24 protein-coding genes are annotated in these 25,085 nt (G+C 67.5%); 18 read left to right on the top strand and 6 right to left on the bottom strand.

What is annotated here, in order from left to right; translation table 11 throughout:
* Positions 1-87 precede the first annotated feature (87 nt).
* Positions 88-2,583, top strand: a complete 2,496-nt coding sequence (locus tag M0R89_RS02100; protein WP_248650917.1) for a M14 family zinc carboxypeptidase — start codon at positions 88-90, stop codon at positions 2,581-2,583.
* 63 nt (positions 2,584-2,646) lie between these two features.
* Here the strand turns inward: M0R89_RS02100 and M0R89_RS02095 are convergent, their stop codons facing one another.
* A complete protein-coding gene (locus M0R89_RS02095) occupies positions 2,647-4,080 on the bottom strand; it encodes a glycosyltransferase family protein (RefSeq protein ID WP_248650916.1) in 1,434 nt (477 codons plus the stop codon).
* A gap of 171 nt (positions 4,081-4,251) precedes the next feature.
* On the opposite strand from M0R89_RS02095, the gene dnaG reads away from it, so the two are divergent.
* Positions 4,252-5,718, top strand: a complete 1,467-nt coding sequence (gene dnaG / locus M0R89_RS02090) for a DNA primase DnaG (protein ID WP_248650915.1) — start codon at positions 4,252-4,254, stop codon at positions 5,716-5,718.
* A 99-nt stretch (positions 5,719-5,817) separates the two neighbouring features.
* On the opposite strand, the gene M0R89_RS02085 is transcribed toward dnaG, so the two are convergent.
* Together M0R89_RS02085 and M0R89_RS02080 are read right to left on the bottom strand one after the other, a co-directional pair.
* Positions 5,818-6,240, bottom strand: coding sequence for a GNAT family N-acetyltransferase (locus M0R89_RS02085; protein ID WP_248650914.1), 423 nt, complete (start codon positions 6,238-6,240; stop codon positions 5,818-5,820).
* The gene (locus tag M0R89_RS02080; protein ID WP_248650913.1) at positions 6,237-7,550 is read right to left on the bottom strand and encodes a DUF92 domain-containing protein; all 1,314 of its coding nucleotides are present in this window, start codon (positions 7,548-7,550) and stop codon (positions 6,237-6,239) included. The genes M0R89_RS02085 and M0R89_RS02080 overlap by 4 nt, the downstream gene beginning before the upstream one ends.
* Before the next feature lie 436 nt (positions 7,551-7,986).
* Here M0R89_RS02080 and M0R89_RS02075 point away from each other — a divergent pair, with 436 nt between their 5' ends.
* Entirely contained in the window at positions 7,987-8,595 is a 609-nt protein-coding gene (locus M0R89_RS02075) for an undecaprenyl diphosphate synthase family protein (RefSeq protein WP_248650912.1), read from the top strand.
* Positions 8,596-8,647: 52 nt separating this feature from the next.
* Here the strand turns inward: M0R89_RS02075 and uppS are convergent, their stop codons facing one another.
* On the bottom strand, positions 8,648-9,583 hold the full coding sequence (gene uppS, locus M0R89_RS02070; RefSeq protein ID WP_248650911.1) for a polyprenyl diphosphate synthase: 936 nt from the start codon (positions 9,581-9,583) through the stop codon (positions 8,648-8,650).
* Positions 9,584-9,718: 135 nt separating this feature from the next.
* On the opposite strand from uppS, the gene M0R89_RS02065 reads away from it, so the two are divergent.
* The 6 genes from M0R89_RS02065 to M0R89_RS02040 all read left to right on the top strand — a co-directional run bounded on the left by M0R89_RS02065 (position 9,719) and on the right by M0R89_RS02040 (position 13,448).
* The gene (locus tag M0R89_RS02065) at positions 9,719-9,913 is read left to right on the top strand and encodes a cold-shock protein (protein ID WP_248650910.1); all 195 of its coding nucleotides are present in this window, start codon (positions 9,719-9,721) and stop codon (positions 9,911-9,913) included.
* A gap of 103 nt (positions 9,914-10,016) precedes the next feature.
* On the top strand, positions 10,017-10,418 hold the full coding sequence (locus M0R89_RS02060) for a DUF5778 family protein (protein WP_248650909.1): 402 nt from the start codon (positions 10,017-10,019) through the stop codon (positions 10,416-10,418).
* A 161-nt stretch (positions 10,419-10,579) separates the two neighbouring features.
* Complete coding sequence (gene hemA, locus M0R89_RS02055; protein WP_248650908.1) at positions 10,580-11,965, top strand: glutamyl-tRNA reductase; 1,386 nt, start codon at positions 10,580-10,582, stop codon at positions 11,963-11,965.
* 63 nt (positions 11,966-12,028) lie between these two features.
* Positions 12,029-12,304, top strand: a complete 276-nt coding sequence (locus M0R89_RS02050; protein ID WP_248650907.1) for a 4a-hydroxytetrahydrobiopterin dehydratase — start codon at positions 12,029-12,031, stop codon at positions 12,302-12,304.
* A gap of 5 nt (positions 12,305-12,309) precedes the next feature.
* Complete coding sequence (gene lwrS, locus M0R89_RS02045) at positions 12,310-12,684, top strand: LWR-salt protein (RefSeq protein ID WP_248650906.1); 375 nt, start codon at positions 12,310-12,312, stop codon at positions 12,682-12,684.
* 62 nt (positions 12,685-12,746) lie between these two features.
* The gene (locus M0R89_RS02040) at positions 12,747-13,448 is read left to right on the top strand and encodes an HAD family hydrolase (RefSeq protein ID WP_248650905.1); all 702 of its coding nucleotides are present in this window, start codon (positions 12,747-12,749) and stop codon (positions 13,446-13,448) included.
* 13 nt (positions 13,449-13,461) lie between these two features.
* Here the strand turns inward: M0R89_RS02040 and M0R89_RS02035 are convergent, their stop codons facing one another.
* Positions 13,462-15,399, bottom strand: a complete 1,938-nt coding sequence (locus M0R89_RS02035) for a molybdopterin biosynthesis protein (RefSeq protein WP_248650904.1) — start codon at positions 15,397-15,399, stop codon at positions 13,462-13,464.
* A 91-nt stretch (positions 15,400-15,490) separates the two neighbouring features.
* On the bottom strand, positions 15,491-16,768 hold the full coding sequence (locus M0R89_RS02030; protein ID WP_248650903.1) for a molybdopterin molybdotransferase MoeA: 1,278 nt from the start codon (positions 16,766-16,768) through the stop codon (positions 15,491-15,493).
* Between the two features lie 95 nt (positions 16,769-16,863).
* Here M0R89_RS02030 and M0R89_RS02025 point away from each other — a divergent pair, with 95 nt between their 5' ends.
* From M0R89_RS02025 to M0R89_RS01985, 9 genes are all read left to right on the top strand, one after another.
* Entirely contained in the window at positions 16,864-17,220 is a 357-nt protein-coding gene (locus M0R89_RS02025; RefSeq protein ID WP_248650902.1) for an Hsp20/alpha crystallin family protein, read from the top strand.
* Between the two features lie 9 nt (positions 17,221-17,229).
* On the top strand, positions 17,230-18,903 hold the full coding sequence (locus M0R89_RS02020) for an ABC1 kinase family protein (protein WP_248650901.1): 1,674 nt from the start codon (positions 17,230-17,232) through the stop codon (positions 18,901-18,903).
* A gap of 260 nt (positions 18,904-19,163) precedes the next feature.
* Positions 19,164-20,099, top strand: coding sequence for a ZIP family metal transporter (locus M0R89_RS02015; RefSeq protein WP_248650900.1), 936 nt, complete (start codon positions 19,164-19,166; stop codon positions 20,097-20,099).
* 39 nt (positions 20,100-20,138) lie between these two features.
* A complete protein-coding gene (locus M0R89_RS02010; protein ID WP_248650899.1) occupies positions 20,139-20,402 on the top strand; it encodes a hypothetical protein in 264 nt (87 codons plus the stop codon).
* A gap of 61 nt (positions 20,403-20,463) precedes the next feature.
* Positions 20,464-21,534: an aminotransferase class I/II-fold pyridoxal phosphate-dependent enzyme gene (locus tag M0R89_RS02005; RefSeq protein WP_248650898.1), complete on the top strand. Its 1,071-nt coding sequence runs from the start codon at positions 20,464-20,466 to the stop codon at positions 21,532-21,534.
* Between the two features lie 284 nt (positions 21,535-21,818).
* Positions 21,819-22,091: a DUF8028 family protein gene (locus M0R89_RS02000; RefSeq protein WP_248650897.1), complete on the top strand. Its 273-nt coding sequence runs from the start codon at positions 21,819-21,821 to the stop codon at positions 22,089-22,091.
* A 107-nt stretch (positions 22,092-22,198) separates the two neighbouring features.
* Entirely contained in the window at positions 22,199-22,579 is a 381-nt protein-coding gene (locus M0R89_RS01995) for a translation initiation factor IF-5A (protein WP_248650896.1), read from the top strand.
* Positions 22,580-23,404 (top strand): agmatinase, encoded by an 825-nt coding sequence (gene speB, locus M0R89_RS01990; protein ID WP_248650895.1) that lies wholly within the window; start codon positions 22,580-22,582, stop codon positions 23,402-23,404.
* Positions 23,405-23,672: 268 nt separating this feature from the next.
* Positions 23,673-25,073 (top strand): S8 family peptidase, encoded by a 1,401-nt coding sequence (locus tag M0R89_RS01985; RefSeq protein WP_248650894.1) that lies wholly within the window; start codon positions 23,673-23,675, stop codon positions 25,071-25,073.
* Positions 25,074-25,085 lie beyond the last annotated feature (12 nt).

Genomic DNA, 25,085 nt, shown 5'->3' with positions numbered 1-25,085 from the left:
CCAAACCCGGTACCATAGGTAATTATAATTAATTTTCTTATATCTCCGCGTATCTGTGGTAATCGGTCACAAGGGGGCCGACGACAAATGACCGAACGGGACCAAAACGGCACACGACAGCGATTCGACGGCGTAGACATCGACCGAAGACAGTTCGTGCGACTCGCCGCGGCGACGGCGGGAACGCTCGCACTTCCCGGAGCGGCGACGGCGCAGGCGGACTCGGAGAAGATGACCGAGACGTACCGGTTCGTCGTCAACCACACTCCAAAAGACGAGCGGATTCCGACGCTCGCGACGTTCGACGGCCGGTCGGGAATCGAAGCCTTCTCGCAGGTGGCGGACAGTCCCACGACGACGACTTCGCCCACGGCGGCCGCGTACGGCCGACTGACGACCGAGCAGGCCCAGCGAGCGGCCGAAATCGATGCACTCTCGGAACTGCAGTTCTCGCCCGGTTCCAACCCCTTCTGGAAACTCGAAGCCTACGCCGACGGGATATTCCCGGACCCCTCCGACGCTGTCGGCTTCATCGACTTTCAGGAGATGATTCAGGGGATGGAGCGGTTACAGGACCAGCACTCGGACCGACTCCGGTTCCGGTCCGTCGGCGAGAGCCCCGGCTACTTCAACCTCGTCAGCGGCCGCGAGGAACCGAAGCCCGTCTGGGTGGCGGAGGTCACGAACGCCGTGGGCGACCAAGCGAGCTTCCAGCAGAAGGAGAAGGTGCTGTTCAGTCTGTCCATCCACGGCGACGAGCGGGCCGGCGCGGAGGCCGGGTGCCGGTTCATAGAGTCGCTGCTCGCGGGCGAGGAGCAGACGGTCGGGGGACTGCTCGACGACGTGGCGCTCCTGTTCGTCTTCACGAACCCAGACGGCTGGGTCGCGAAGTACCCCCAGTACAACGACGGGGGAACGGGATACCAGCGAGGGAGCGCCGGCGTCGAGGACACGAACCGCTCGTACCCGACCGTCGGATGGCTGGACGCGACTCACTTCCCCGCGGAGACGGCCGGGTCGAACCTCGCAGACGACTACCCCGGCATCGACGCAGACGTCGGTAGCGAGTACACCGAACGAGTCCCCGACGCGCTCGGCATCGTCGAACACTTCCGGAGCTACGACAACCTGAACTACGGTTCGGACCTCCACGGGATGTACGCGTCCGAGCACATGATAGAGGGGCTCCTGATAAACGACCAGTTCAGCGTCGGGGAACTCCACGACCTCTACGAGGTCAACCGGACGACGCAGAAGCGACTGGAGGAGGCCATCGGCCAGAAGGTCCAGAACCGGCAGCGGCTCTTCGAGCAACTGAACGCGCAGGCCGACAGCGACGAGGAACTGCCGACTCCCCAGAGCAGTTTCAACTACGGCACGGTGTACGACACGCTGGAGTACTCCACCTCGGGCATCCTCGTGAGTTGGATGGCACAGCCGGTGGACCAAGGCGGCCTCGGAATGAAAGCGATGGCCCACGAGATGGCCTACTCGAACGACGAGACGCCGCGAACGTGGCGGCCGACCGAGGAGTTCGACGCCGACGTGTCCCAACTCGTCGACCTGTTCGTCGACGGGTACGGGACCGTCATCCGGACGTTCGCGGAACACGCGGCGCGCGACCACTCGGCCCGAATCGAGACGAGTGGTCGGTCGACGGCCGTCTCGACGACGGACTCGCTGACGCGCACGTCTCGGGACCTGATTCACGTCGGCCGGGAGTCGCTCACCGTCTCGGAGGCGACCCGCGAGACCGCACTGACCGGTTCGGTCGTCGAGGTCGACGGCGCGCGGAAGGCGCTCACGCCGGACCCGACCGAGGTGATCGGTTACGAACAGCGGTCGTACGCCGTCTCTCCGTTCGTCTTCTTCGAGCGGACGGAGCAGTTCACTCCCGACGACGAGGACACCTTCGTCAACCTCTCGGTGGGTCGCATCGCCAACGCCGGACTCGTCGGCGAGGACGGCAGTCCGACCCACGCGAACGTGGTGGTCACGCACGACGAAGGCATCGACAATCAGGCGTACGTCGACTCGCTGGACGCGTTCGTCGAGAGCGGCGGGAACCTCGTCCTGACCGACACCGGAGTCCACCTCCTCGGTCGGATGACCAACGGGTTGGCGCAGGGAATCGCCCCGGCGGACGTCCGGACCGAGCAGACCCTCTTCGCTATCTTCGAGGAGGACAACTATCCGCACCGACTCCTGACGGACACGCGGGAGTTCAACGACGAGATATGGAAGCTCGCGCCGCTGGGCTACGCGATTCAGCCGAACGCGGGCGAAGCGCCCATCACGCTCGTCGACCCCGACGCGTTCACCGGGGCGGGCGGGGACGTCGCGGCCCGGACGAGCGGGCGAGTCGCCGCGGGGTCGATAACGTCGAGCGATGGGTCGGCCGGGGTTCACGTCGTCGGGACGCTGCTCCCGCCCGCCAAGCAGACCCACCTGCACCCGTTCGGGATGGTCGACCACACGCTGTCGTTCTTCGGTACGCTCGTGTTGACCAACGCGCTCGGATACCGCCAGCGGCGACTCGTCGACGGCGAGACGGTGCGGACGTTCGGCCCCGACGGAGGGTGACGCCGGCGTCGCCTCGGTAGGCAGGCGGGCGACGGGGGTGCGTCTCCCGGTCGCGCCCCGCCGTCACTCGGGCGGACGGAACACCGGCGTCCCCGCGTTTCCGGCGTCCTCGTAGCCGAGCGACCGGAGCGCGTACACGAGGTCGGTAATCGCGGCGTCGGCGACTCGGTCTGCGAGTTCGTCCAGCGAAACGCCGCCGTCGGTTTCCGAAACGACTCGCTCCACCACGTCCCGACACTCGTCGGCCTCTCTCTCGAACGCAGCGACCCGCCGGTCCACGCGCTCGGCGAGGTCCCGGTAGGTCCGGCGGCCGCACTGCGCCGGCCCGCGAACGTCGCGGACGTGTCGGACCATCCGGCGGTTCTCGGCGACCGCCTCGTCCCAGTTCCGAACCGCTCGGACCGCGAGCGCTTCGAGGTCGGCGAGGTCCCCGGCGAGTCGGTAGTCCTCGGGCACGCAGTCGTAGGCCCACGGTTCGTCCCGAACTACGAGGACCTGTCCGCTGGCGGCCTGCTCGAAGGGCGTTCGGGGCATCGTCTCGTGGTCTGAAGCGACGATGGCGAGGTCGCCCGCTTCGAGCGCGGCCTCGTAGCGCTCCCGGGAACACTCGGGATAGGCGTCCACGAACTCGCGAGCGGCCATCCCGTCGGGAATCGGGTCCATGTTCGTCATCAGCGTCCGAATCCCGAACTCGTCGTGGAGCCGTTCGGCCGCGTCCAGCACCACGTCGAGGTTCTTCTTGCCCCATCCCGACCCCGCGACGTGGAGTCGCTCGGGGGCGTCGGCGTACCGCTCCTCGAAGTCGGCGAAGTCGAGCGGACTCCCGGTTTCGAGCGCGTCGGTAACGAGTTCGTTCAGCAACTCCTCACCGAGGACGCCGGTGCCGTACTCGCCCAGTCGCTCGGCGTCCACCCCGGCCTTGAACCAGAGGCCGTCGGTGTAGGTCATCGCCGCCATCTCGGCCTTCGTGGCGGCGCCGTCGGGCATCTCCCGGCCGTGGCGCTTGAACGGGAGTCGCAGGTCGTGGACGTAGCCGACGAGTTCGGTCGGTTGGACCGCGGCCTCCCGGCCCCCGCCGAGTCGGTGGAGCCACTTGTAGAGGTCGTACCGGCCCGTCACCTGCTGGTCGACGACCACGTCCACGTAGCCCGACTCGTCGAAGATTTCGGCCTCGATGGCCCGGAACTGGTCCTCGGTGTATCCCGTCTCGGAGAAGGCGTCTTCGTGTTCGTGGCCGTGCATGAACGGTTCGGCCTCGACGAGGGTCACGCGCTCGCGGTCGGCGTGGACGTACTCCGGGTCGTAGTCGGCGACCTCCGGCGGCGACAGAAGCCAGTAAACGTGCAGACCGTCGTCGCGGTCTAGCCAGTCGGCGACCAGCGCCACGGCGTCGTTGAGCGTGCCGTTCGCGGTCGCGTCGTCCGGTCGGTAGAGTTCGGGAACGACGAGGACGCGCATCGTCTGTACCGGCGAACCGACGGCCGAGACCGTCTTCACCGTGACGGCCGAGCCAGCGCCCCACCTATCAAATTTCGGTAAAGGAACTCCCGTAAACAGTTCTGCTGACGACAGGTATTTCAGTTGGGCCGTACGATTTTAAAGTATCCATGGCCGCGCAGTTCATGGACTCATCACCATCACGCCCCTCTCCGGGGCAGTTCATCACTCATGGACGATACAGCAAAATACGTCATTCACGCGGACATCACGGCCGACGGGGTGGTAGAACGGAGTGACGTCGTCGGCGCGGTCTTCGGCCAGACCGAAGGCCTGCTCGGCGACGACTTAGACCTCCGAGACCTCCAGCAGTCGTCGAAACTCGGTCGCATCGACGTGGACGTCGACAGCGAGAACGGACAGTCGTTCGGGACCATCACCATCGCGTCGAGTCTCGACAAGGTAGAGACCTCCATCCTCGCGGCGGCCCTCGAAACCATCAGTCGGGTCGGCCCCTGCCGGGCCACCGTCGCCGTCGCGGGCATCGAGGACGTGCGCGCCGCCAAGCGCCGGAAAGTGGTCGAGCGCGCCAAGGAACTGCTGACCGACTCGTTCGACGAGGACGTGATGACCTCTCGGGAGATTCTCGAGGAGGTCCGCCAGAGCGTCCGCGTCGAGGACATCGCGGAGTACGAGGGTCTGCCCGCGGGGCCGCGGGTCGAGGACAGCGACGCCATCATCGTGGTCGAGGGCCGGTCGGACGTGCTGAACCTCCTCCGGTACGGCGTCAAGAACGCCGTCGCGGTCGAGGGAACCAACGTCCCCGACGCGGTGGCCGACCTGACCCAGAACCGGACCGTCACCGCGTTCCTCGACGGTGACCGGGGCGGCGACCTCATCCGGAAGGAACTCGCGCAGGTCGGCGACATCGACTACGTGGCGTTCGCGCCAGCCAACCAGTCGGTCGAGGACCTCGCGCGCCACGAGGTCATGTCGGCGCTCCGGAGCAAGCGACCGTTCGACGAGTCGATGGTCGGCGAGGAGGGCGAGACCGACGAGTCGGACGCGACCCCGACCGACGCCGAGGCGACCCCGGCCGACGCCGAGGCCGGTCCCGCGGCGACCGACGGGAGCGCCCGGCCCGCGCCCGAGAGCGACGACGCCGGACCGGACGGTCCCGCGACGCCCGACGCGGACCGAGAGAGTAGCGGGGCGTCCGCGTCGGCCGACCCGGACGCCGCGACGGACGCCGAGGAGATTTCGGAGTCGGACCTCTTCGACGGCATCGAGGCGGAAGTGGAGGCCGAGACGATAGACGACGCCGAGTCGCTTGCCGGGGCGGCGTCCGACGACGCGACGGCCGACGCCGCGGAGGCCGCGGCGTCGGCGACGGAGTCGCCCCGAGAACCCGCGACCATGCAGGGCCACGTCGAGGCGGTCGTGGACGGCGAGACGGGGACCGCCCGTCTGCTGGACGAGTCGTTCGCCACGCTCGCGGAAGTCGCGGGCGAGAACGCCTTCGACGCCGTGGAGTCGGCCGACGAGGCTCCATTCGCGGTCGTGCTCGACGGGACGCTCGACCAGCGACTCCTCGACGTGTCGGCCCAGCGCGGGGTCGGACAGGTCGTCGCGCGCGACCTCGGCGAGTTCGTCAAGCGACCCGCGAACGTGCGAGTTCGGACCGCCGACCAGTTCTGAACGCCGGGCTACCGGCCGGACGTTCGGAACACCGCGGTCGGGTGAAGACGCCTCACCTTCCGGTCGGAACCGCCGACGTTTCTCGGAAAGAAATCGACCTCAGAGCTCTCGGCTCATCGTAATCGCGTCGCTCCCGTCGTCGTAGTACTCGCCCTCTCGCCCGCTTTCCTCGAAGCCCATCGACTCGTAGAGGCGTCTCGCGGCGTCGTTCGCGGGGTGGACCGAGAGCCGGACTCGGGCGCAGTCTCGCTCGCGCAGGTAGTCGAACGCGGCCGCGAGGAGGCGACGTGCGCGTCCCTCCCGGCGGTACGCGGGTGCGACGACGATTTCCGCGACGTAACTCGTCTCCGCGTCGTGGAGCGCGACGAGATAGCCCGCGAGGTCACCGTCCGGGGTCGCGGAGACGAGGACGACCGGCGGGCCGTCGACGGCGTACGCGAGCAGGGCCGGATTCGGCTCGCCGAGGTGCGTCTGTATCTCTCGCAGGCGCTCGCGGTCGTCCGGGCGGGCGAGTCGAATCACGGCAGGACGACCACCGCGAGACCCGCGCCGACGAGCGCACCGGTCAGGGTGGCGAGGAAGTTGACGCCCTGATTGCCGAGCGCGTCGCCTTCGAGGGTCGCGCCGAGCAGACTGTCCATCGTCATGCCGCTGACGCCCGCGACGGCGACCACCGCGGCACCGGTCGCGCCGACGTTCCCGAAGAGGGCCGCCGCGATGGCCGCGACGACTACCGCGCCCGCCGCGCCGGCGAGTTCGCCCTGCCACGTCACCGCGCCGTCGGTGCCGGGTTCGACGCGCTGGAGCGTGGTGATGAGTCGCGGGTCGTCGAACACGCCGCCGATTTCCGACGAGAGGGTGTCGCTCATCGCGGTGGCGATGGACCCGGCGAACGCGAACAGGAACACCTCACCGCCGACGGCGGGGAACTTCGTGCGCGCGGCGTAGGCGAGGACGGCGGCGAGCGCCACCGCGGCGTTTCCGAGGACGTTACCGGTCCCGCGTGCGCCCTCGTTCTCCTCGGCGACGCCCCGGGCCTCCTTCTCCTCGTAGCGGAACTTGGTCGAGAGGCTCCCGATGCCGAAGAAGGCGATGAGGACCGCGAACCACGCGTAACCGCCGAGGACGATGGTCAGCATGGCTAACAGCGCGCCGGTCATCATCCCCGGAATCGAGGCGGCGTCGAGCGCCCACGAGACGTAGCCGAACAGCGCGGTGACAGCCAGCGCGACCGCGATGCCCTCGACGGTCACCTGTACCGCGAGGTCGGCGAACAACCACAGCAGGAAGGCGACCGAGAGCATGACCAGCGGGTCGTCGCGGGCGAACAGCACCGACCGCAGGAGACCCGCGAGGAGCGCACCGCTGGACGCCAGAAAGACGATTTCGGGCAGGACCGGCGCGACCGGCATGCCGACGAGGCTCAGCGCGACGGCCTGTCCGGCCGCGGCCGCCACGATGCCGCCCGCGACGAACGCGCCGGTGCGGAGTATCGGTTCGGCGTCGAACTTCCACGCCACCTGCTGGGCGAGGTTGCCGTAACCCACGACGAGGACGCTGGCGACGAGGACGTGTTCGGGCAAGCCCGCGAACGTCGTGAGGAGCGCGATTCCGGTCGCGGCGAAACCGAAGGCCGCGAGTCCGTGGAGGCGTCCCTCCTGTCGGTCTGCGGGTCGGGCGAACCACTCGAACACCGGTCCGTCGGTGACCGAGAGCGCGCCCACGGCGACCGCACCGAACGCCACGGCGGTCGCCCACCCCAGCGTCGGGGCGGCGAGCGCCAGCGTCGAGACGACGGCGTATGCCGCCGCACGCCGAACTCTGGTGGTCACGTTATCCCCCCGTTCCGCCGACGCCCACTTAATCCTCCCGAAGCAGTGGGCGTCCGCGGGCGTCGAATCGTCAGACGGGTGTCCGACAATCGCCGGACGGCGACGGGGTCTGCGGACTCGAGCCGTTTTCTGTCGGCTCGCCATCGACGAATTTTTGACCCCGAGAATCAGCGATTCGGCTCACGACTTCTGCGTGAAACGGAGGGTTTTCCATTTCGGTCCGTTCCGGCGCAATGCGGTAGATTCCGTGTTCCGTCCGATGCTATCGTGGTGTCCGACCCGGCCCAGACTCGAACGCGCCAGCCAAACACTCGCACCTCCGGCGCGTTCCGAGACGACGACTGACCTCCCCGAACGACCCGTCTACGCCGGACGGCGTTCGGGGGCGAGTCGCAGTCCGTGACGTTTAGGACGGTGGCCGTCGAAGCCGAATGGCGTGGGAGTCTACGACCGCTATCTCGCCGCCCGCCTCCGCAGACACGACGCCGACACGCCCGACCACATCGCGGTCATCATCACCGAGCGCGACCTGCTGGAACAGGGCGCGTACGCGACGCTCGAAGCCTTCTTCGAGTGGGCGTTCGAGTACGGGGCCGAGCGCATCACCGTCTACGTCAGCGTCCTCGACCCCGAGGCGGCCCCGACCCTCCGGCGGGAACTCGAAGGAGTGTCGGTTCCGCGCCGCTTGGCGGTCCGCGGGCCGGAGGACACTCAGCGCGCCGACGCGCCGATTCAGGTCTCCATCGGCTTGGGCGGCAAACACGAGTTCGCGGGCGCAGTTCGGAAGATCGCTAAAGACGTACAGGACGGCGAACTGACCGCCGGACAGGTCGACGAGTCGGAGGTCGAGAAGCATCTGGTGTTCCCCGAGAACCCGGACTTGGTGCTGAAGACCGGCGCGGAGCGCCTCTCGGACTTCATGATATGGCAGTCGGTCTACTCCGAGTTGTACTTCACCGACGTGAACTGGCGCGACTTCCGGAAGCGCGAGTACCTCCGGGCGCTGTTGGACTACAAGAACCGACAGCGGCGGTTTGGCCGGTAGGCCAAATCTCGAAAGACGGAGAGCAGGAGTCTTTCGCCGGTTCGGCGATAGCTCACTCCACCGACGACTCGCTCTCGACCTCTAACTCCTCGACGCCGAGTTCCTCGACGCTCGACTCCTCGGGCAGACTCTCGCGGAAGCGGTCGATGACGCTCCGGGCCTCGGCGAGTTCGACGCCGCCAAGCGCCTTCACCAGCGCCAGCGCGCGGTTGGCCCTCGTGCGCCGCCACGACTGTTCGCGCGACTCGTACGTTCGGATTCCGCGGAGGAAGTCTATCTTCGAGAACTCGGGCCAGTAGGGCGTACAGAAGAAGACCGCCGCCTCGTTGCCGTTGGCGTGCCACGGCAGGAAGTTCGACGTGCGCTCGTCGCCGCCGGTCCGGATGATGAGGTCCACGTCCCGGACCGGACTGTCGTACAGTCGGTTCTCTATCTCCGACACGTCGATGTCGTCGGGGTCCAGTTCACCGTCTTCGACCGCGCGCGCCACCTCGCGGGTAGCCCCGAGCAGTTCGTTCCGGCCGCCGTAGGCCAGCGCGACGTTGAGCGTGAACGAGTCGTAGTCGGCAGTCCGGCGCTCGGCGTATCGGACTGCCTCCCGGACGCGCTCCGGGAGGCGGTCGCGCTCCCCGATGACCCTGATGCAGACCTCCCCGTCGTGGACTCGGTCGTCGTCGCCGAACTGGTAGAGTTTCTCCTCCAACAGGTCGAACAGCGCCTGATTCTCGTGGTCGGGCCGGTCGAAGTTCTCGGTCGAGAAAGTGTACAGCGTCAGTTCCTCGACGCCCATCTCCTTGCACCAGTCCATGACGCGCTCGGTGGTCTGTGCGCCGGCGCGGTGGCCGTCGGGTGCATCGCCGCCCTGCTTGCTGGCGTAGCGCCGATTGCCGTCCTGAATCACCGCGACGTGGGTCGGTGCGCCCGAGATTTCGCGCCTGAGAAGACGTTCGTAGGCGGCCTGAACTCGCCGCTGTGCCCACTGTAACATCCGTTAGTCGAACCGACACCGCCGAGGGCAATTAGCCTTTTGACCACGGAATTTCTTCTCCGCGAGTAATTTCAGCCATTCAACTCCATCTCGGTGCATACCTTTTTAAGCGTGGAGCGTCTTAGGACAGATGCAATGGCGAAAGGTACGGTTGATTTCTTCAACGACACTGGCGGTTACGGTTTCATCGACACTGAGGACGAGGACGAAGACGTGTTCTTCCACATGGAAGACATCGGCGGTCCCGACCTCGAAGAGGGGCAGGAAGTCGAGTTCGAGATAGAGCAGGCGGACAAGGGTCCGCGCGCGAAGAATCTCGAACGCCTGTAAACGCATCGCGTAGAACTGAGCTTTTATTGACGCCGACTCGGTAGCGACCGCTCTCTCCGGCGAACCGTAGCGCGTTTAACCGGTGGTCGGCTTGCTTCGAAGTATGGAAGACGCACTCGACGAGGACCTCTACCGGCGGACGAAGCAGTTGCTCGAACCGGGTGACATCGAACTCAACGGGGCCGTCGTCCACACCGACTTCGGGAGCGACGAGGAGACGGAGATGCACCAAGCGACCGTGGACGTGGGCGAGGTCATCGCCGAACACGCGGGCCACGACCCGACGGACACTTTCGTCTACTCCGGCACCGACGACACCGACTTCGCCTCGAATCAGCATCAGGGCCTGACGCTGGACGACGAGTCGTTCGTCTGGGAGTGTCAGCAACTCCTCCGCGAGGGCACCTTCGACGTGGTGTTCTACTACGAGGCCAGCGCCGACCACGAGGCCATCCTCGACGACGTGCGCGAACTCGGCTTCGAAGTGACCGGCGTCGAGGGGTGACTCGCCCGTTGCAGGTACCCGCAGACGTGTCTCGTTTGGAAGGGTTTACGTACTGGCCGGACAAACCTCTCGATAAGAGCGGTGCGACGGCTACACTCAAAGGGTGACAACATGACTCTCGGAATCTCTCTCTCTGGCACGCGGTGGAGGAGGCGGTGCCCGTGAGCGCGGCGACCGGCGTCGTCTCCGGGATTCGAATCAGCCACGACCGCGCGAGTCTGGACGACGTGGAGGCGGCCTGTCACGCCGACGAGTCCGCGGTCCTCCGCCGACTCGTGGACGTGCCGGGCGTCCAAGAGGCGTTCGCGCTTCAGACGTGCAATCGCTTCGAGGCCTACGTCGTGACCGGCGCGGCCGCGACCGGCCGGGCCGTGCTGGCGGACTTCGCGCCCGACGTGGGCGACCACTCGGTCGTGGAGATGGGCCACGGCGAGAGCCTCCGCCACCTCATGCGGGTCGCGGCCGGACTCGAATCGCTCGTCCTCGGCGAGGACCAGATTCTCGGACAGGTCCGTGACGCCTACGAGTCGGCCCGCGAGGCCGGCGCGGTCGGCCCGATGCTCGACGACGCGGTGACCAAGGCCATCCACGTGGGCGAGCGCGCCCGAACCGAGACCGCCATCAACGACGGCGCGGTGTCGGTCGGGAGCGCGGCGGTGAAACTGCTGGACGAGCGGACCGTCCTCGACGGCGCGACGGCGCTGGTCGTCGGCGCGGGCGAGATGGGCACCATCGCGGCCCACGCGCTCGCCGACGCCCCCGTCGAGACGCTGTACGTCGCGAACCGGTCGCTCGACAGCGCGACCGAACTCACGGAGACGGTGGCCCACGACGAGGCGCTGGCGGTCGCGCTCGACGGACTCCCCTCCGCGCTCGACGCGGCCGACGTGGTCGTCACGGCGACCGGGAGCGAGGGTCACGTCCTCGGCGCCGACGACCTCCGGGAGACCGGCGAGACCGTCGTCGTGGACATCGCCCAACCGCGGGACGTCTCGCCCGCCGCGGACGCGGTCGACGGCGTAACCGTCTACGGCATGGCGGCGCTGGAGTCGGTGACCGACGAGACCGAGCGCCGTCGCCGGACGGCCGCCGAGTCGGTCGAGGCGATGATAGACCGGGAGTTCGAACACCTGCTGGAGAGCTACAAGCGCAAGCGCGCCGACGAGGTCATCTCGGCGATGTACGAGAGCGCCGAGCGCGTCAAGGAGCAGGAACTCTCGGAGGCCCTCTCGAAACTCGACGCCCACGGCGACCTCTCGGACGACCAGCGGGACGTCGTCGCCTCGATGGCCGACGCGCTGGTCTCGCAACTCCTCGCGCCGCCGACGAAGAGCCTGCGCGACGCCGCCGCGGACGACGACTGGGGAACCATCAACACGGCGCTCCAGTTGTTCGACCCCGACTTCGGCGAGCGAGGCGACTCGGAGGGATCGAACGGCCGAGCGCCCCCGGAGTTCGTCCGCGAGCAGTTCGGCGGCGAGATTCCCGACGAGGCGGCCGAACAGATGCCCGAGGACGTGCGAGAGATAATCGCCGACGACGACTGACCTGCGTCCCGGCAGTCCGTCTCGGCACCGACCTTTTTGACCGAGAACCCCGAACCGCTACCCATGGCAGACCTGCTTTCCGACGACGAGATAGAGTCCGGACTGCCCGACGAGTGGGAGCGCGTGGACGACGAAATCGTCCGCGTGTACGAGTTCGACGACTACCTCGAAGGCGTCGCGTTCGCCAGCGAGGTCGGTGAACTCGCCGAGGAGGAGTTCCACCACCCGACCATCGAGATTCGGTACGACGAGGTCGAGGTCCGGTTCACCAGCCACGAGGCGGGCGGCATCACCGAGGACGACCTGAACATGGCGGAACTGACCGACGACCTGCGCTGACGAGCATGGACGCCCGCTACGTCTTCGCGGTGCGGTTCCGCCTCGACCCCGCGGTCGGGGGCGTCTCGGTCGAACCGAACGAGTTCGAGACCCGACTCGCCCGCGACGCCGACCCGCCGGGCGAGGAAGGGTGGCTGTTCTTCCGTGACAACCTCTGGCGCGGGGAGATAAACGACGAGCGCCACTTCCGGCGACTGACCGAGGAGGCGCTGGACGTGACCGTGCTGTCGGTCGAGTACCGCGCGCTGGAGACCGACGAGGAGTATCTGGAAGCGCTGAAGGACGAGATTCGGGCGGATTTAGAGACGTTCAACGACGACTCGGTGTCGGCGGTGTTGAACAAGTACCTCGGCAGTTCCGTCGAGGTGCAGTCGGGATAGGTGTCAGAAGTAACGAATTCGGAAAACGTTTAAATTACCCGAGCGCTTACTCCGTTGTCCCTATGGTCGCCCGTGAGTACGATTACTGGCTGCTCGACTTGGACGGCACCCTCATCGACGTGGACTGGTCGTATCCCCGCTCGGTGTTCGACAGGGTCGGCGACCGTCTCGGCCGGGAGTTCTCCGACCGCGAGGCCGAAATCCTCTGGCACGGTCTCGGCGGGAACCGCAACGACCAGTTGCGCGAGTGGGGCATCGACCCCGAGGACTTCTGGCCGGTGTTCCACGACATCGAGGACCCCCAGCGCCGGGCCGAGGAGACCTACCTCTACGACGACGCCGCGTTCGTCGGCGAGTTGGACTGTCCGGTCGGACTCGTCACCCACTGCCAGCCGTTCCTCGCCGACCCCGTGCTTGACGAACTCGGCATCCGCGACTGGTTCGACACGATCATCTGCTGCGACGAGGAACTAGGCTGGAAGCCCGACCCCGCGCCGCTCCACCACGCCATAGAGCAGATGGGGGTCCGCGAGAACGGACACGAGGGGGTCTCCGCGAGCAAGGCGAGCGGAGGCTCGTCGGACCTCCGGTCCGACGGTGTCTACGCGGGCGACGGCGCGAGCGACGTGGGCGCGGCGTGGAACGCGGGCCTCGACGCCATCCACGTCGAGCGCCACGGCCACCACCGCCGCGAGCAGTGCGTCCTCGGCGACTACCGCGTCGAAACGTTCGACGAACTGCTCGCGACGGCGAACTCGAAGTGAGGGCCGCCGGGCGTTACCGGTCGAACCCCGGCAGGTCCGCGAGGACGGCGTCCAGTCGCTCGCCCAGCGCGGCGTCGAGTTCTCGGACGCCGGACTTCTCCGCGCGGTCGGGGTTCGCCAGCACCCGGACCGTCTCGGTGCCGACCGGAACGAAACCCAGTCCCAACTTCTCGGCGGTGGCGCGCAAGCCGAGTCCGGCGTCGGCCCGCCCGGCGGCGACTTTTCTGGCGGGACTCTCGTGGGCCTTGGCGGCCAACTCGAAGCCGTCGATGGACTCCACGAGGTCGTGGCGCGTCGTCCCGCGCTCGTCGGCGAGGGCCGCGAACGCGTTACCGAGATTGGTCCGCAGGCCCGAGTCCGACCCCCGGTTGACGAATCGGAGGTCGCGGTCCACGAGGTCCGCGAGTCCCGCGATTTCCTCGGGGTTCCCGGCGGGCACGACCAGTCCCCACTCGCGGGAGTACGCGCCGAGTTCGGTCGCGTCGACGCCCCGGTCGTCGGCCGACGTGACCGCGAAGTCCGGCACGCCGTCCCGGAGTCGGCGTAGGCCCTCGCGCGACCCGACCGAGAGGTAGCGCGGGCGCTCCAGCGTATCGAGCAGGCGGGCGAGCGCGGGGTCGTCCTCGCCGACGCCCAGCACCGTCGGCGGGCGAACGTCGGGCGAGAACAGTTGCACCTCGACGGTCTCGCCCTCGGCGACGTAGGCGGTGTCGGCCGGAACCTCGACCACGCCGTCGGCCTCCACGAGGCTCGTCGTCGCGCCGCTGCCCTTGTCCACGACGTAGGCCAGCAGGTCGCCGCTCGCGGAGTCTCGCTCCGCGCTACTCGCGTTCGAAGCGCTTTGCGCCTCGCCAGTCTCGGTCAGCCCCACCGGCATCATCCGCATCCGCCCCTCGCCGTAGCGCTCCTCGGTCGCCATCCGGGCCTCGACGGTCGCCGTCGCGGGTTCCGGAACCCCGGCGGCCCGCCGAATCGCGGGCGCGACGAACGTCCGGAAGATGGTCAGCGCCGAGACGGGATAGCCCGGCAGGCCGACGTAGGCGGAGTCGCCCACTCGCCCGACCAGCATCGGTTTTCCGGGCTTGACCGCGACGCCGTGGAGGAGCAGTTCGCCCCGCTCCTCGATGACCCGATAGATGACGTCCACCGCGCTCGCGCTCGTAGACCCCGACGAGAGGACGAGGTCGCACTCGTCGGCGGCCGACCGCAGAATCTCCTCCATCTCGTCGTAGTCGTCGCCGGCGTGCGGGTAGAGTTTCGGCTCGCCGCCCGCCTCCTCCACTGCGGCCGCGATGGTGTAGCTGTTGACGTCGTAAATCTGGCCCGCCGCGCTATCGACCGCTTCGCCGGGCCGGACCAACTCGTCGCCGGTCGAGACGATACCGACCGTCGGCGTCCCCCGGACCGGCACGGAGTCGACGCCGAGCGCCGACAACAGGCCGATTTCGCGGGCCGTGAGTCGAGTTCCGGGGCCGAGCGCGCTCTCGCCGGCGGCCACGTCCGCGCCCGCGAGCATCACGTTGTCTCCGGGCGCGACGGCGGCCCGGACGAGAACCGAGTCGCCATCTTCCGACTCCTCGGTGCGCTCGACCATCACCACGCTGTCCGCGCCCGGCGGCATCACCGCGCCGGTCGAGATTTCGACGGCTCGGCCCTCGCTCACTTCCACGTCGGGTTCCTCGCCCGCGTGGACGGTTCCTACGAGGTCGAGGCTCGCGGGGTCGGTCTCGTCCGCGCCGAAGGTGTCGCGGGCGCGCACCGCGTAGCCGTCCATGCTCGCGCGGTCGAACCCCGGCACGTCGAGGCCAGCGTCGATGCGCTCGGCGAGGACGCGGCCGCGGGCCTCGGCGAGCGGGACCGCTTCCGGTTCGGGCGCGAGGTCGAGCGATGCGATGGCGTCTCTGGCGTCGTCGGGGTCCGCGAGGTCCCTGAACTCCTTTCGGTCGGTCATCGGCTATCAGCTCCCAGTTTCGTCCGTGGAGTCGGTGGCTGCGTTACTGTCGAGCGGTTCCCATCGACCGTAGGACACGGAGGGAAACGATTCACGCAGACCACTCCCAGTCCTGCACCGCGACGGTCTCGCCCTCCGGAATCCCCTCGCGGCCCTCGGGTACCTCGACCCATCCGTCGGCGAGCGCCACGCTCGACAGCACGCCCGACCCGGAGGCTCTGGTCGGCGTCGCTACCTTCGCTCGCGGTTCGTCACTGCTCGCGTCCTCCGAGGCACGCTTCGCCTCGCGCTCGCCGTCTGCGTCCGTCTCCAGTTGCACCCGCGCGAAGGTCCGGACGCCCGGTTCGCTCCGGATCTTCCGGTCGAGTCGCGCGTCGGTGGTCGGGAACCCCTCGTCGGGAAGGCCGCCGACCGCCTTCAGCGCGGGCCGGAGGAACTGGACCGCGTTGACGATGCAGGCCACGGGATACCCCGGCAACATGATGACGGGCGTCTCCTCCACGATACCTACCGCGACGGGGTGGCCGGGCTTGAGCGCGACCCCGTGGAACAGAATCTCGCCGAGGTCCGCGACGACTTCGGGGAGCAGGTCGCGTTCCCCGACGGAGGACCCGCCGGTCGTGACCACCACGTCCTTCGTCAGGTCGCGCTGGACGGCCGCCCGGAGCGCGTCGCGGTCGTCGGTCACCACGTCGCGGTAGGTCGCTCGGCCGCCCCACCGCTCGACGTAGTGAGAGACCGTCAGTCCGTTCGTCTCGACGACTTCGCCGGGGTCGGGGTCGGACTGGACCAGTTCCTCGCCCGTGGGAATCACCCCGACCGTCGGGCGCTCGCGGACTTCGACGGTATCGACGCCCACGGACTTGAGCAGGCCGAGGTCCGAGGGCCGAAGGCGGTGGCCGGGGTCGTAGAGGTGCTGGCCGGACTCTACGTCTTCGCCGACCGGCGCGACGTTCTCGCCCTCGGCCACGGCGTCGAAGACCTCCACGTCGTCACCGAACTCGTCTACCTGCTCTATCATCACCACGCTGTCCGCGCCCTCGGGGAGTTCGCTCCCGGTGTGGACGCGGACCGCGCTCTCGGGACCCATCTCCTCGGCGCTCCGAAGCACCTCGGGCGACCGGTCGCTCGCGCCGAAGGTGTCGGCGGCGCGGACCGCGTAGCCGTCCATCGCGGCTCTGGGGTAGTGAGGGACGTTGCGCTCTGCGACGACCTCCTCGGCGAGCGCCCGACCGTCCGCGGCCCGCAGCGGGACCGTCTCGGTCCGGTCGTGGGGCGCAATCGCGTCGAGGAGGCGCTCGCGGGCCTCGCCGACGCGGGTCTTGTCCTTGAACCCGGACTGCTTCCGGTCCGGTTGTTCTTCGCTCATAGGTGGAAATCGGCCGTCCGCGGCCAAAAACGTGTGGGAAGGCCCCGCAGACCGCGACCACACCCTTTTTCGCCCCGCCGTCCTAACACGGAGGTATGTCAGCGCTTCGTGAGGCCATGCGGGAGTTGCCGGACGCGGTGTTCGCCGACCTGCTGGAGAGCGACGACGCCTACCTGCTGGTCATCGACCTGCCGGGGGCCAACGAGGAGACGGTGGACGTAGGCGTCACCGACGGGCGACTCGAAATCGAGGCGCGCCGCGAGAAGGACGTACCGATGGAGTTCTCGTACCTCCGAGAGGACCGCTCGCTGTTCCTCGACGCCGACCTGCCCCTCCCGCCGGACGCCACCGGCGCGGACGCGGAGGCGACCATCGACCGCGGCGTGCTGGAGATTCGCCTGCCGAAGCGCGAGGCGACTCCGGAACGGAGCATTCCCATCGAGAGTCGGTGACGTCGCGGGGTGGTCACACTGGCTAACCTCCGTGCGTACCGGCGGTTCTTCGTCGTCGCGTACCACTTCCTGCCGCTGTTGCTGAGTTACGCCCGCGACCGCCGCCGGTACCTGCTGTTCGGCAGTCGCCGCCGAGTCGATAGCCGGACGCGCGTCGAGCGAGCCAACACCCTGCTGGAGTCGCTGCTCACGCTAGGCCCGACGTTCATCAAACTCGGCCAACTGCTCTCGACGCGGCCGGACGTTCTACCGCCGGAGTACGTCGACGTGCTGTCGAAGCTACAGGACGAGGTGCCGCCCGCCGACTGGGCCGAGGCGCGGGCGGTCCTCGAAGACGAGGTCGGACCCATCGAGGAGCGGTTCGACGAGTTCGACACCGACGCTATCTCCGGCGCGAGTCTCGGGCAGGTCTACACCGCCGAAATCGACGGCGAGGCGGTCGCCGTGAAGGTCCGACGGCCGAACATCGAGGAACTGGTCAACGCCGACCTGCGAGTCATCCGGTGGTCGCTCCCGATTCTGCTCCGGTTTCTCGGACAGGCCCGGGCGTTCTCGCTGGAGAACCTCGCCGACGAGTTCGGCCGGACGATTCGCCAAGAGATGGACTACGACCGCGAGGCCGCCATGCTCGAAGAGATTCGGTCGAACTTCGAGGGCAACGACGACGTGGCGATTCCCGCGGTAATCGACTCTCACTCCGGGCGGCGCGTGCTGACGATGGAGTACGTCACCGGCACGAAGATAAACGACGTGGAGGAACTCGACGCGGTGGGTATCGACCGCCACCAACTCGCGGTCAACTTGCAGGAGGCGTACCTCCAGATGCTGCTGGAAGACGGCGTCTTCCACGCCGACCCCCATCCCGGTAACCTCGCGGTTCGGGACGACGGCACCATCGTCTTCTACGACTTCGGCATGTCGGGCCGGGTGGACGAGTTCATTCAGAACAAGATAATCGACTTCTACATCGCCGTCGCGAACCAGGACATCGACGGGATTCTGGACGCGCTCATCGAGATGGGCACTCTCTCGCCGGACGCCGACCGCGCGACGATGGGGAAGGTGATGGAACTCGCCATCGAGGACGCCCGGGGCGAGGACATCGAGACCTACCGGGTCCAGCAGATAGTCGAGCAGGTCGAGGACACCATCTACGAGTTCCCCCTGCGCCTGCCCTCGAACCTCGCGCTGGTCCTGCGGGTGGCGACCGTCGTGGAGGGCGTCTGCGTCACGCTCGACCCCGACTTCGACTTCATCTCGGTCGCGACCGACTACCTGTCGGCGCAGGGCTACCGCGAGGAGTCGATAAAGCAGTTCGCCAGCGAGACCGGCGACCAGATTCAGCGCTCGATACAGTCGTCGGTCCGGGTCCCGCCGAAGTTGGAGAGCGCGCTGGACCGCATCGAGCGCGACGACTTCTACGTCCGGGCCGACGTGGAGGACGGCAACGACGTGTTCGCGAAACTGGCCAAGCGACTCGTCTACGGCATGTTGCTGGCCTCGGGCGCGTTCTCGACCGCGTTCCTCTACGCCCTGACCTCCGTCGAGGCCGCGGCGGTCGCGGCGGCCTTCTCGCTCGTCATCGCGGCCCTGCTCTACCGGACCTTCCGCGAGCGCAAGGGGACCAGAGTGACCCCGCAGTTCACCCGCCACGAGATGCGCCAGCGGCGAGGCGGAGAGTGACGACGACCGCCTCCCAATGTCGCCCGAGGGAGTCGCTCTGAGTACCTCCTGCTCGGCGTGGCGATGTGGGTCGGTATCGGCGTTCCGCTCGCTGCACTCTATCGACGACACAACTACGTCGGCGTTCCGTGAGTCGCTTCCGGCGGAGTCGCCCGTCAGAGCCGTCCCGCGGGGTCCGTCCCCGCCACCTAGTTTAGGATAGCCAAAAACAGATTCGTATTTTGGAAACTCTTTTTTGCCAGTGGTGAGAACGATTGGACATGGCACTACTCGAGAACCTCGTGTTGGTGTTCGTCGCGGGCCTCGTGACGGCGCTGGCGACGGGGCTCGGCGCGCTCCCGTTTTTCGTGGTCGACGACTTCAGCGACCGCTGGAACGTGGCGCTGTGGGGACTCGCGTCGGGCATCATGGTCGCCGCGTCGCTGTTCGGCCTGATAAACGAGGGACTGGCCTACACCTCCGGGGGAGTCCCGACCCTGATGGTCGGCGGTCTGCTCGCGGGCGTCGTCCTCGTGGAGGTCGCCGACCGGGCGCTCGACGCCGTCGACATCGGCGGCGACGAGGACGCCCACGACTCCCATCGGGACGCCGGCCCGCGCCACGACGCCGACCGCGGTTCCGACGGCGACGAGCGCGATGGCGCGGTCCACGCCGACGGCGGCCACGGCGACCACGCGATGGAGGCCGAGGCGTTCGCGGAGGGCGACCTCAAGAAACTCGTCCTCATCCTCGGCATCCTGACGGTCCACAGTTTCCCCGAGGGCGTCGCGGTCGGCGTCTCGTTCGCCGAGTTGGGGCTGGAGGGCGGCGTTCCGGTTCTGGGGTTCACCGTGCCGCTGCTCGCGGTGTTCATGACCGCGGCCATCTCGATTCACAACGTTCCGGAGGGACTGGCCATCTCCATTCCGATGCGCGCGATGGACGTGAGCAAGTGGCGGATGGTCGGCGCGGCGGTCTTCTCCAGTCTCCCCCAACCCATCGGCGCGGTCATCGCCTTCGCGTTCGTCCGGTGGGCCGAATCGTTCCTCCCCTTCGGGTTCGGGTTCGCCGCCGGCGCGATGATATATCTGGTCGCCACTGAGTTCGTGCCGGAGGCGCTCGAAACCGGCGAGGACCTTCCCGGCGACGGCTACAAGGAACTGCTGGCCGGACTGGCCGTCGGGATTGCCGCGATGGTCCCGCTGATGTACGTGTGATTCAGTAGACGTAACTTCTCGGAGCTAATTCGGTTCGACGTGAGCAGTTCCGTACGAAAGGACGAACTCGCCGTGTCGCTGCTCGCGTCGGTCTTCGTCGGCTTCGCGGTCGTTCTCGCCGCGAGGCGACTGTCGTACCGGAACTGTCCGGTGGCGGTCCCGGCCGACGCCTACGGAGTCGTGGAGTTGGGCGTCTGGACCGTCCACCTCGACTGGGCGGGTTGTCGGGTAATCGCACCTCTCGGACCTGCGTACCTCGGCGGTCTCTTTCTGCTGGGACTCGCGGCGTGGACGTGTCGGTGACCGCCGGGTCCGAATTTCCGGCTTCCCCTGACTTTACCCTCCTCCCGACGTACCCCTCCGCATGGACATCGCGCCCTTCGAACTCGAACGCTGGTTCGCGGAGTACGAACACGAGGCCGACATCATGCTCGCCGAGAGCGGGATTCGGAGCCTCCGTGCCGACCGCTTCGACCTCGACCCCGGCAAACTCGACTACGTCATCCCGACGAACGGCGACCCCGAACTCCGGGCCGAAGTCGCGGAGCGATACGACCGAAGGGCCGACGAGGTACTGTTCACTTGCGGAGCCCAAGAGGCCAACTTTCTTGCGTTCTTGTCCGTTCTCGACCAGAACAGCCACGCGGTGGTCGTCACGCCGACGTATCAGGCGCTCCACGCCGTGCCGGAGGCGATAGGCGACGTGACCAGAGTCGCTCTCGAACCGCCGAACTGGGAACTCGACGTGGACGCGGTGGCCGACGCGATTCGACCCGAGACTTCGGTCGTCGTCCTAAACAACCCGAACAACCCGACCGGGCGCTACCACCCCGAAGAGAAGGTCCGGGCTCTCTACGACCTCGCTGCGGACAACGACGCCTACCTGCTCTGCGACGAGGTGTACCGCCTGCTGTCGTCGGACCCCCTGCCGCCCGCAGCGAGCATGGGCGAGTACGGCATCAGCACGACCAGTCTCACGAAGGCCTACGGTCTCGCCGGCCTGCGGTTCGGGTGGATTGCGGGCCCCTCGGAGGTCGTGGAAGAGGCGTGGCAGTGGAAGGACTACACCACCATCTCGCCGTCCATCTTCGGCCAGCACCTCGCGCGGCAGGCGCTCGGCGAGCGCGAGGCGTCGATTCTGGCCGAGAACCGCGAACTCGCGGCCCACAACTGCGAGCGCGTCCGGGAGTTCGTCGCCGAACACGACCTCTCGTGGTACGACCCGGTGGGCGTCAACGGGTTCGTCTCGGTTCCCGACGGGTTCGACGGGAGCGTGGAGTTCTGCCGGTCGGTCGTCGAGGAGGAGAGCGTCGTCCTCGCGCCGGGGGAACTGTTCGGCTACGACGACTACTTCCGCATCGGGTTCGGTCTGCCGACCGACGAACTGGAGGAGGGCCTCGCGCGGGTCGGCGACTGCATCGAGCGCCGCGACTGAGCGTTCGGGTCGCGGGAGAGGACTCCGTCGCGGTCGGTCCCGAGTCCGACCCGGTTCGCACCGTCGGAGTGCGGGAGCGCACCGCGATTCAGATTTTCTGGCGAAACGCCATCTCGTCCGGCTTTAAAACTTCTAGAGGTTTCTGGACCGGTTATAAAACGTCTCTCGGCCCGCGTGAAACCGGCGAAAACCTCTCCGTCGGGGGTAAAAGACGCGAATTTCCGCTAACGCTCATCCCTTTATATGGGACTGGGGGTCCAAGCGGGAGATACGTGACCTCCCCAATGTCGAACGCTCCCTCCACCCTCGACACCCCGCTCGCGGACGAACTGTCCGACGACCGACTCGCCGACGCGCTCGGACTCGGCCAGTCGGCGCTCGACGCGCTGGCCAAGCCCTTCCAGTTCGCCGGGTTCTGGTCCGCGGTCCTGTTCCCCCTGCTCTACGTCCCGGTGCTGCCCGGAGCGATACCCGGCGTCGAGCGCGCGTCGCTGGGCGCCCTGCTGGTCGCTCACGCCGTCGCGCTCGTCGCGGGCCACGGCTACCGGTCGGAGTGAGCGGTCGAACTGACCGCTCGCCCGAAGAATCGCTCGGTCGAAATGACGGGAACCCGGGGAAAACCCATTCCAAACTGTTTATACCGTCGCATCTGCTATCCGGCCATATGGCAAAAGAGCAGAAGGAAGTGCGGGACCTGCAGGAAGGCAACTACGTGATGATCGACGACGCGGCGTGCGAAATCAACGCCTACAGCACGGCCAAGCCGGGCAAGCACGGCAGCGCCAAGGCACGCATCGAGGCCGAGGGCGTCTTCGACGGCAAGAAGCGCAGTCTCTCCCAGCCGGTCGACGCCAAGATTTGGGTCCCCATCATCAACCGCAAACAGGGTCAGGTCGTCTCCGTCGAGAGCGACGACGTGGCGCAGGTCATGGACCTCGAGACCTACGACACCATCACCATCAAGACCCCCGGTGACGTCTCGCTGTCCCCCGACGACGAGATCGAGTACCTCGAGATGGAAGAGCAGCGCAAGATTCTCGAATAGATGTTCCCCGGCGCGTCCGCCGACCGCGAGGAAGCCGAGTACGTGGTCGTCGGCGCGCCGCTCGACGTTTCCACGACGTTCCAACCCGGTGCGCGGTTCGGCCCGGAGCGGATTCGCCGCTTCGCCCGGACCTACGACGACTACGACGCGCGCACCGACCGACACTTTTCCGACCTCGGAGTCCACGACCACGGCGACGTGCGCGCGTGGGATGACGCCGCGGAATATCTGGAGTATCTCGAGGGCGTGCTGACGGACGTGCGGTGGGACGACGCCGTTCCGCTCACGCTCGGTGGCGAGCATACGGTCACGATAGCGGGCGTGCGAGCGGTCGACCCGGACGTCTTCGTCTGCCTCGACGCCCACCTCGACCTCCGCGAGGAGTACGACGGCAACGAGTTGAGTCACGCGACCGTGACCCGCCACGCGCTCGACGCGGCCGACGAGGCCCTGATTCTGGGCGCGAGGACCGGGAGCGAGGCCGAGTACGAGCGCGCCGCCGAGGCGGACGTGACCGTCGTTCCCCCCGAATCGGTGGGCGAGTGGTCCCCGGAGTTCGACGCCGACGAGTCGGTCTACCTCAGCGTGGACATCGACGGCGCGGACCCCGGATTCGCGCCCGGGACGGGCACGATGGAACCGTTCGGCCTGACGCCCCGGGAGATGCGCGACGCGGTCCGCGACGTGGCCGACACGGGCGCGGTCGAGGGCTTCGACGTGGTGGAAGTCAACGACCGCGACGACGGGCAGGCCGCCGCGCTCGGCGGGAAGTTGCTCCGTGAGTTCGTCTTCGCGGACGCAGCGGTCGCGGACTCGGACGACTGAGTCGTCGAGCATCGGCGCCGAATCTCACGTCCGGCAATAAAATTGTTTGTTAAAGGTACAGATTTATTTCTGAGAGGGTTCTTTTTATTGCTTGCGAGGCGTCCCGTGACTCTCGTCGCTCCCGAACACTCTCGTCTCGACGGGACCCTCAGATGACTCGAAAGCCGGGCGAACACATCAGACCTATGACTACAGGCGTTGCCTGAACCCGACGAAACAGGCAGTAAAGGCTTCATACTTAATCGGACAGTCCGCTTTGATATATGGTGTGACTCGACATACCACAAGCAGGCGAGAACTGCTGAAGTACAGCGGCGCCGCGGTCGGCACCCTCGCTTTCGGAAGCCACGTCGCCGGAGCGGCCCGGAGCGGTCCGGCGGCGAATCGGTTCGTCGTAGACACGAAGAAGGCCGGACAGGGCGCGTTCGAGGGGACGGACCTGACAGTGACCCACGACCTCGACGCTATCGACGCGGCGGTGGTCCGCGGCGCGGAAGACGACGTGGCGTCTGTCACCGACGCCTACGCGCCGGACGTTCGAATCTCGCGGAACGAACCGGTCGAGCGGGTCGGGCCGGACGCGCACGAGAAAGACGGCTCCGAGGAGTCGCTGTACGAGTACCAGTGGGACAAGCAGGTTCAGGACATCCGCGAGGTCCACGAGGAGACCAAAGGCGAGCAGACCCGCGTGGCCGTCATCGACTCCGGCGTGGCCGCGGACCACCCGGACTTGGCCCACGCCGTCAACGAAGACCTGTCTCGCAACTTCACGGCGGACGATTACGGCGCGGCCGGCCCCTACGGCGGCTATCACGGGACCCACGTCGCGGGCATCATCGCGGCAGGCGACAACGACTTCGGCGTGCTGGGGTCGGCACCCGAGACGGAAGTCGTCGACTGCCGGGTGTTCTCGACGGGACCGTACGCCTACTGGGGCGACATCTTGGCCGCGATGCTCTACAGCGCCGAAATCGGCGCGGACGCGGCGAACCTCAGCCTCGGAGCCTATCCGGTCTCCCGCGAGGGCTACGGCAGTTTCTACGGCAAAGTGCTCAACCGCACGACGACGTACATCGACCGGCAGGGCACCCTGTTGGTGATGTCTGCGGGCAACGACAGCGCGGACCTCCAGCACGACACGCCGTACTGCTACGAGAACGACGCCGGGGAGACGGTGTGTTTCAACCCCATCAGCGTCCCGAACGAGGCCGCGAGCGTGATGAGCATCAGCGCGACAGGTCCAATCGGCTTCGAGTGGGGCGAAGACGGCGTGGAAGACTCACCGAAGAGTCCGGCGTTCTACACCAACTACGGGACGAACGCCGTCAACGTGGGCGCGCCCGGCGGTGACGCCGACCTGAGCGCGCTCGGGAACTACGGCGGTGCGGCGTACCACGACCTGGTTCTGAGTACGATTGCGGTCCCCTCCTACGGCGACGACGGCGAGTACGAGGGTGCCGAGTACGGCTACGGCTACGCGGCCGGGACGAGCATGGCCGCGCCGCAGGTTACGGGCGCCGCCGCGCTGGTCAAGAGCAGCGCCGCCGACCTGAACGCCAATCAGGTGCAGAACGCGCTGGAACAGACCGCCTCGGTGCCGGACGGCTACGACAAAGCCTACTACGGGCACGGTTTCGTCGACCCGCTCGGTGCGGTCCAGTCTCGGTAAGCGGACTCTCTT

The organism is Halorussus limi (genome assembly GCF_023238205.1).
In the GTDB taxonomy this organism is placed as follows: domain Archaea; phylum Halobacteriota; class Halobacteria; order Halobacteriales; family Haladaptataceae; genus Halorussus; species Halorussus limi.
Note: the sequence above shows the minus strand (reverse complement) of the source record. Positions and strands in the feature narration are given on the sequence as shown.

Bases quoted from the DNA above. Each gene is read 5' to 3' on its own strand.
- M0R89_RS02100 (WP_248650917.1), top strand. From the start codon at position 88: ATGACCGAACGGGACCAAAACGGCACACGACAGCGATTCGACGGCGTA.
- dnaG (WP_248650915.1), top strand. From the start codon at position 4,252: ATGGACGATACAGCAAAATACGTCATTCACGCGGACATCACGGCCGAC.
- uppS (WP_248650911.1), bottom strand. From the start codon at position 9,583: ATGTTACAGTGGGCACAGCGGCGAGTTCAGGCCGCCTACGAACGTCTT.
- M0R89_RS02065 (WP_248650910.1), top strand. From the start codon at position 9,719: ATGGCGAAAGGTACGGTTGATTTCTTCAACGACACTGGCGGTTACGGT.
- M0R89_RS02060 (WP_248650909.1), top strand. From the start codon at position 10,017: ATGGAAGACGCACTCGACGAGGACCTCTACCGGCGGACGAAGCAGTTG.
- M0R89_RS02050 (WP_248650907.1), top strand. From the start codon at position 12,029: ATGGCAGACCTGCTTTCCGACGACGAGATAGAGTCCGGACTGCCCGAC.
- lwrS (WP_248650906.1), top strand. From the start codon at position 12,310: ATGGACGCCCGCTACGTCTTCGCGGTGCGGTTCCGCCTCGACCCCGCG.
- M0R89_RS02040 (WP_248650905.1), top strand. From the start codon at position 12,747: ATGGTCGCCCGTGAGTACGATTACTGGCTGCTCGACTTGGACGGCACC.
- M0R89_RS02035 (WP_248650904.1), bottom strand. From the start codon at position 15,399: ATGACCGACCGAAAGGAGTTCAGGGACCTCGCGGACCCCGACGACGCC.
- M0R89_RS02030 (WP_248650903.1), bottom strand. From the start codon at position 16,768: ATGAGCGAAGAACAACCGGACCGGAAGCAGTCCGGGTTCAAGGACAAG.
- M0R89_RS02025 (WP_248650902.1), top strand. From the start codon at position 16,864: ATGTCAGCGCTTCGTGAGGCCATGCGGGAGTTGCCGGACGCGGTGTTC.
- M0R89_RS02015 (WP_248650900.1), top strand. From the start codon at position 19,164: ATGGCACTACTCGAGAACCTCGTGTTGGTGTTCGTCGCGGGCCTCGTG.
- M0R89_RS02005 (WP_248650898.1), top strand. From the start codon at position 20,464: ATGGACATCGCGCCCTTCGAACTCGAACGCTGGTTCGCGGAGTACGAA.
- M0R89_RS02000 (WP_248650897.1), top strand. From the start codon at position 21,819: ATGTCGAACGCTCCCTCCACCCTCGACACCCCGCTCGCGGACGAACTG.
- M0R89_RS01995 (WP_248650896.1), top strand. From the start codon at position 22,199: ATGGCAAAAGAGCAGAAGGAAGTGCGGGACCTGCAGGAAGGCAACTAC.
- speB (WP_248650895.1), top strand. From the start codon at position 22,580: ATGTTCCCCGGCGCGTCCGCCGACCGCGAGGAAGCCGAGTACGTGGTC.